This window comes from Sulfurovum sp. (genome assembly GCF_049668085.1).
Classification (GTDB): domain Bacteria; phylum Campylobacterota; class Campylobacteria; order Campylobacterales; family Sulfurovaceae; genus Sulfurovum.
The window spans coordinates 1-6,104 of the sequence record NZ_JBATIY010000188.1; the positions used below are offsets into that span (position 1 = coordinate 1).

Below are 6,104 nucleotides of genomic sequence, written 5' to 3' on the forward strand. Positions count from 1 at the left end.
CCTGATAAGAGACCAGTTCTGTAGTGGCTTCTTCATAAAGTATGGCTTGTTTATATGCTTTTGCACCAAAGAAAACCATAGATCCCAATATGACGCTCAAGGCAATGTAAAGTATTACTTGTATTAATTTTTTCATACGAAGATTATACCTTAAGCTATGTTAGACTCAATGTGCTACTTCAAAATAGACAAACAACGTCTTTTGAAAAAAATTGTCATTGTCATCACTTACCATGACATAGCGATGCTTCCCTACTCTAGCCAAGCCCTCAAAGTTGTCTATATCCCATCCTTGGTGGGTGTTCATTTTCAGGATAAGTTCACTTTGGCACAGCCCTTTCTTGTTCTTGCACCCAATAAGATAGATCTTTTTTAATGTGATCACCAAAGGATTCATCAGTCCAGTAAATGAACGCTCCATCACCAATAGATTGCCATCATCCATCACTTCCATCGCGACAACAGCACTTTTACTTTCAGCTTCTGCTTTAAAATACCACTCCTTCCCATTTAACGCATAGATCGTTTGCTCTTTTTTGTTCTTATGTTTCAGTGGCCACTCTGTTGCAGTAAGTAAACCATATTTGGGGTGCCAGGTTAATGCTTCTAAAGATTTATTACGGCTTCTGTAATTGTCAGGATTTCTTAGTTTTTTAGGCAGGGTATACTGTTTAACCATTCTTCCTTTTTGGTCAAACTTTCCAATTTTCGCTCTACCTTCAAAAGAGGCATACACCTCTCCTTTGTCATTTATTGCCAGGCCTTCACTGTCTCGACGCCATCTTTGAAACTTTTTACCACTGTTTTTGACCAGCTCTACACCACCTATTGCATTGAGTGTTTCTATTTTATCTGAAAACAATGCATTAAAAACAAATAGTTTTCCTTCATCACTTACAAAATAAAGTTTCTTTGCATTGTGATCATAAGCAAGATCTGAAATTTCAGAAAACTTCAATCCGTCTATGTTTTTAAATAAGAGTATTTTTTGATCTAAAAGTGTCATACCTTTAAATTGGGTGGTATTCAAAGTAGGTGCTATGTGCGTGTTTAGCATTCCTCCTTGAAGCAGCCCGAGGAAACTTGCAAGGAAAAGAACTATTTTCATTTTTCTTTTGAATCTTCTTTAGAAAAATAGACTAGAATAAGTATCCATACTACAGCAAGATCTATAGCAACGTCTGCAAAGTTAAACACTGCAAAATTAAAGCCGCAATGCCAAGCGACATAGTCAACTACGCCTCCGTGCACAAAACGATCATAAACATTACCCAGTGCTCCACCTATAAGCAAGCCTGCAGGAAAAGCATAACGCTTTATATATCCCTCTATAAAAACAAAGAAAAGAATAGCCAAAATGAGCAATGCCTGTATCCATTTAAGGTAAGGTCCAAGAAAGGCGAACATTGAGAAAGCGACACCTTTATTGTAATGCAGTTCAAGGTCTATACACTCTCCGGCACGATAATACCCTTCCACAAAAAGTGATTTGATATTCTGATCGATGATAAAAGTACCCAAGAGGACAAGAAAAAAGACAGCAAAAGCTCGCATTATGCCAACGCACCTTTAAAGAATGTTTTACACTCTTCCATTATCTCTTCAAGTTTCTCTTCATCTTTACCTTCAAGCAAAAGACGGATCTTATTTTCTGTGCCTGAGTATCTGAAAAGATGTCTCATCCCTAAACTTTCCACTTTTTCTTTCAGCCCATCAAGTCCTTTAATGGTATCAAACGGCTTTTTTTCATCCACTAAAAGGTTCACTAAAAGTTGAGGGTAGGAAATATAAGGAGTAAATACTTCACTCGCTTTCTTTTCTGTCTCTACAAGATAAGCCAATGCTTGGAGTGCACTAGTGATACCATCACCTGTCTTGGCAAAATCAGAGAAGATGACATGTCCGCTTTGTTCTCCTCCGAAGTTCATACCATTTTCTTGCATCATCTCTACAACATTTTTATCTCCTACGGCAGAACGGTGAAGTGTCAACCCCTGAGAATGCAGGTACTCATCCAAACCTTGGTTACTCATCACAGTGGCTACCATACCATTGCCCTTGATCTTGTCATGGTTTTTAAGATGCACAGCAAGCACTGCCATAAGTTTATCTCCATCTACCACTTCGCCTTTTTCGTCGACCATTACAAGCCTATCTGCATCACCATCCAAAGCGATACCCACATCTGCACGTGATTCTAAAACAACTTTTGCCAAATTTTCAGGATGCATGGCACCACACCCTTCATTGATGTTAAATCCATTAGGCTTATCACCTATCACCACCACATCTGCACCAAGCTCTTGCAATACAGTAGGACCTACGATATATCCTGCACCATTGGCACAATCTATCACCACTCTTTTGCCTGCCAAAGTGAGTGGCTTAGGAAAGGAGTTCTTTATATGTACAATATATCGACCTATCACATCATCAATACGTTTAGATTTTCCTATATTCTTATCCGTCACTTGTGCTTTAGCAATCGCATCGTCATCCTCAAATATAGCTTCGATCTCTTCTTCTTTTTCACGGTTGAGCTTATTCCCTTCTCCATCAAAGAACTTGATCCCGTTGTCATAATAAGGATTATGGCTAGCCGATATCATAATACCTGCATCACAACGCATGTTTTCTGTTAAAAATGCAATAGCAGGTGTAGGCATAGGACCTATCTGTATCACATCAAACCCTACCGCTGTGAGTCCGGATACGATAGCATTTTCTATCATATATCCACTTCGTCTGGTATCTTTTCCTACTAAGATTTTTTTCGTTTTTGCAAATTGCTTAAAATAGATGCCCGTAGCCATAGCCAAACGCATTGCATTGACTGCACTAACTTTCTTCCCTGCTTTTCCGCGTACGCCATCTGTTCCAAAAAGTGTCACAATAATTTCCTTTAGGGTTTTTAACTGCCCCTTTGTTCTATTGGCATAATTTTAACGCAAATTAGATTAACTTTCCTCACGACTTTCTCCTTTAAGTCATGCAATCTCATAAGTCATAGCCTTAAATTAATAAATCTTTAATCTTTTTTTAGCTATTATTCGCGAACTATTTTCACTCTATTAAATTGAGTAATAACAACATACCTATAAAAGGAAACAACATGGCACACAACAAATCAGCAAAAAAACGTATTTTGCAAACTGCTGTAAGAACTGAGAGAAACAGATATTACAGAACAAGAATCAAGAACATCACAAAAGCTGTACACGAAGCAGTAGCGGCAGCAGATAAAGCAGCAGCGACAACGGCATTCGCAACAGCAAACAAACAAATCCATTCACTAGTAAGCAAAGGTTTCATCAAGAAAACTACTGCAGCTAGAAAAGTAAGCCGTCTTCATAAAATGGTAAATGCTATCGAAGCTGCATAAGCAGTCTCGATACACCCTCACTAAAACCCCAATCTAACACAAAGAACGCCTATGTTCAAAGAAAAACTTCAACCTTTCATCGATAGATACAACGAACTCAGTGAACTATTAAGTTCTCCGGATATTGCCAGTGATATAAAACGTATGACTGATCTTAGTAAAGAGCAGTCTGATCTTAGCCCACTGGTAGAAAAAGCAAACCTCTACATTGAAACAGCAGATGCTATAGATGAGAATAAAGAGCTCTTAGGTGACTCAGAACTTGGTGACCTTGCAAAAGAAGAACTTGCAGAACTTGAGCCAATACTGCCAAACCTTGAAGAAGAGATCAAGATCCTCATGATTCCTACAGACAAGAATGATGACAAAAACATTTTTCTTGAGTTGCGTGCAGGTGCAGGAGGAGACGAAAGTGCTCTTTTTGTGGCCGATGTCTTCAGAATGTACTCACGCTATGCTGAACAGATGGGCTGGAAGATAGAGATCGTCAGTACCAATGATGGTACGTCTGGTGGATACAAAGAACTCATTGCCCAGATCAAAGGGGATGGTGTGTATTCACAACTAAAGTATGAAGCGGGAACACATCGTGTTCAACGTGTACCAGATACAGAAACACAAGGACGGGTACATACGTCTGCCATTACAGTTGCTGTTATTCCTGAAGTGGATGATGTAGAGATAGACATCAAGCCTAATGAGATCAAAATGGATGTATACCGTTCAAGCGGATGTGGTGGTCAGTCGGTAAATACAACCGATTCTGCAGTACGTTTAACGCACATCCCTACAGGTATTGTTGCAGCCATTCAAGATGAAAAATCTCAACACAAGAACAGAGACAAAGCAATGAAAGTTCTTAAAGCAAGAGTCTATGAAGCAGAACTCCAAAAACAACTTGATGAAACATCAAGCCAGAGAAAACTTCAGGTAGGATCAGGTGACCGTTCAGAGAAGATCAGAACCTATAACTACCCGCAAAATAGACTAACGGACCACCGTGTAGGATTAACTCTCTATGCCCTGGATGATATTATGAACAACGGTAATATGAAATTAGTGATAGACCCTCTCATTGCCCATGCACAAACCGAAGCCATCCAGGAAGCAGGTCTCTAAGTCATGATCGAATTTGAGCCGCTTAAAAGTGATAATGACCTAAAAGATGTGATCAAATCTGCCTTCGATGCAGACCTTTCACTCTCTGGAGCCTGGGGCTATTCACAAGAACTGGCAACGATCATTGAATCTACAGAGGTCTCTCTTAAGCAATTAGAACATATGATAGCCTCCATGCGTACCTACATAGAGATGAATATGACCCTGCCTGAAGAAGCACGTTTTGGAAGCATCAACCTCAATGAAATACACAGAGAACAAGAAAATGTTGGAAATCTAGTATACGACAAAGTGACCTACGAGATCACCGCTATGAAAGAACAGACTTACAACGCATTTATCGCAGCATATAAAGAAGGTTTAGGAAAAGAAGATTTTGACATTACAGAACACTTTGATCAAAGAAAAAAAGCCACGCTTACTAGAAGTGTCGTCTATTGGTTTGAAATACATCAGGCACTTGAATCCTAATCTTCACTTTCAAACTCCACTTTGCTTTTAAAATCTTCCCATTCCATCACTTTATACTCACCGCTGTAAATATATTGTAACAACAGTGAAAATATCTCTATATCCCTATAGCCTATTGCGCCGTAGACAATACTGTTATTACCATCTACGAAGCCCACAGTAGGGTAAAAGCTTATTTCTAATGATTGTGCATACCTATGCTTGATTCCAGTAAAATCACGATGCTGTATGCTACCCTCATCATCAATACCTATATCCACAAAAATAAAATATTTATCTATCGCATCTTCAATCTCATTATTTCCTAATGTTTTATAGATCATTTGCTCACAAAAACCACATCCATCTTTATGAAAAAAAAGTAAAAGGTGTTTATGCTCTTTTTTTGCCTGTAAAGAGAGTTGGTCAATATCAATGCTTTTTATATCACTAAATATAGAGGAGGTAAAAAAAAGAAGAAAAAGAAGTGTTGTCATCAAAGAGTGAAACATACACTTCCTTTGTTGTAAAGTTAACCCATAGACTCTATAAGTGCATGGGTTAGCTTTATACTATCCACCGACCCTAAGGTCGTATAGATACGTTAAATCATTATTTGATTTTTTTGTCTTCAGTAACAGTGTTACCTTTAAGGTCTGTCCATGTGATCTCAACTTTATCACCTGCAGCAGCACCTTTAAAACTAAATTTAAACTGTGGATTTTTAGACCAGAACTGGCTTGTAGATACATCATATACTACTTTCCCGTTGGCTTTTGCAGTAATGTGTGTGATGAAGTTTGCATCAACACCTTTTTTCTTTGCTTGATCATATGTAAGCATGTCATGTTTTGCCATTACTTTTACATTAGTTACATCGCCTTTAAGCTTTGCTTTTATTTTCATATTACCCATGATATTCCTTTTTCTTTCTATTTCTGTTTATATGTATTAAGTTTTAAGACCTAATCTAGCTGGTTGAGGGAAAGGATTAACCTTCACATCCACCAAGAGCAACTTCTAGTGTCACATTACCTACATAGAACTTACCATCAGTACCTTCTACGATCGCAGTGATTGTACCAGATTTTTTCATTTTGATTTTCATCATATAATCCACGATTCCACCTTCTGGTACATCAAATACACATAC

The 6,104-nt window shown here is 38.2% G+C and carries 9 protein-coding genes; 3 read left to right on the plus strand and 6 right to left on the minus strand.

Annotated elements, in window-relative coordinates:
- Positions 1 to 166 precede the first annotated feature (166 nt).
- From WBM70_RS11290 to glmM, 3 genes are read right to left on the minus strand one after another with little or no spacing between them, the layout of a single operon-like run.
- Positions 167 to 1,108, minus strand: a complete 942-nt coding sequence (locus tag WBM70_RS11290; RefSeq protein ID WP_424558603.1) for an esterase-like activity of phytase family protein — start codon at positions 1,106 to 1,108, stop codon at positions 167 to 169.
- Entirely contained in the window at positions 1,105 to 1,554 is a 450-nt protein-coding gene (lspA, locus tag WBM70_RS11295) for a signal peptidase II (RefSeq protein ID WP_424558604.1), read from the minus strand. Before lspA ends, WBM70_RS11290 begins: the two co-directional genes overlap by 4 nt.
- Positions 1,554 to 2,891, minus strand: coding sequence for a phosphoglucosamine mutase (gene glmM, locus WBM70_RS11300; RefSeq protein ID WP_424558605.1), 1,338 nt, complete (start codon positions 2,889 to 2,891; stop codon positions 1,554 to 1,556). Before glmM ends, lspA begins: the two co-directional genes overlap by 1 nt.
- Positions 2,892 to 3,112: 221 nt before the next feature.
- Here glmM and rpsT point away from each other — a divergent pair, with 221 nt between their 5' ends.
- Genes rpsT through WBM70_RS11315 form a run of 3 tightly spaced genes read left to right on the plus strand, consistent with a single transcriptional unit; the run spans position 3,113 to position 4,972 of the window.
- Entirely contained in the window at positions 3,113 to 3,382 is a 270-nt protein-coding gene (gene rpsT / locus WBM70_RS11305) for a 30S ribosomal protein S20 (RefSeq protein WP_424558606.1), read from the plus strand.
- 51 nt (positions 3,383 to 3,433) lie between these two features.
- Entirely contained in the window at positions 3,434 to 4,501 is a 1,068-nt protein-coding gene (prfA, locus tag WBM70_RS11310; protein ID WP_424558607.1) for a peptide chain release factor 1, read from the plus strand.
- Between the two features lie 3 nt (positions 4,502 to 4,504).
- Positions 4,505 to 4,972 (plus strand): hypothetical protein, encoded by a 468-nt coding sequence (locus WBM70_RS11315; protein ID WP_424558608.1) that lies wholly within the window; start codon positions 4,505 to 4,507, stop codon positions 4,970 to 4,972.
- Here WBM70_RS11315 and WBM70_RS11320 read toward each other — a convergent pair.
- The 3 genes from WBM70_RS11320 to WBM70_RS11330 form a co-directional block, all read right to left on the minus strand.
- Entirely contained in the window at positions 4,969 to 5,463 is a 495-nt protein-coding gene (locus WBM70_RS11320; protein WP_424558609.1) for a thioredoxin family protein, read from the minus strand. The genes WBM70_RS11315 and WBM70_RS11320 overlap by 4 nt on opposite strands.
- Before the next feature lie 100 nt (positions 5,464 to 5,563).
- Complete coding sequence (gene soxZ / locus WBM70_RS11325; RefSeq protein WP_424558610.1) at positions 5,564 to 5,866, minus strand: thiosulfate oxidation carrier complex protein SoxZ; 303 nt, start codon at positions 5,864 to 5,866, stop codon at positions 5,564 to 5,566.
- A gap of 76 nt (positions 5,867 to 5,942) precedes the next feature.
- The coding region (locus tag WBM70_RS11330) for a thiosulfate oxidation carrier protein SoxY (protein WP_424558611.1) at positions 5,943 to 6,104 on the minus strand (162 nt) is incomplete at its 5' end.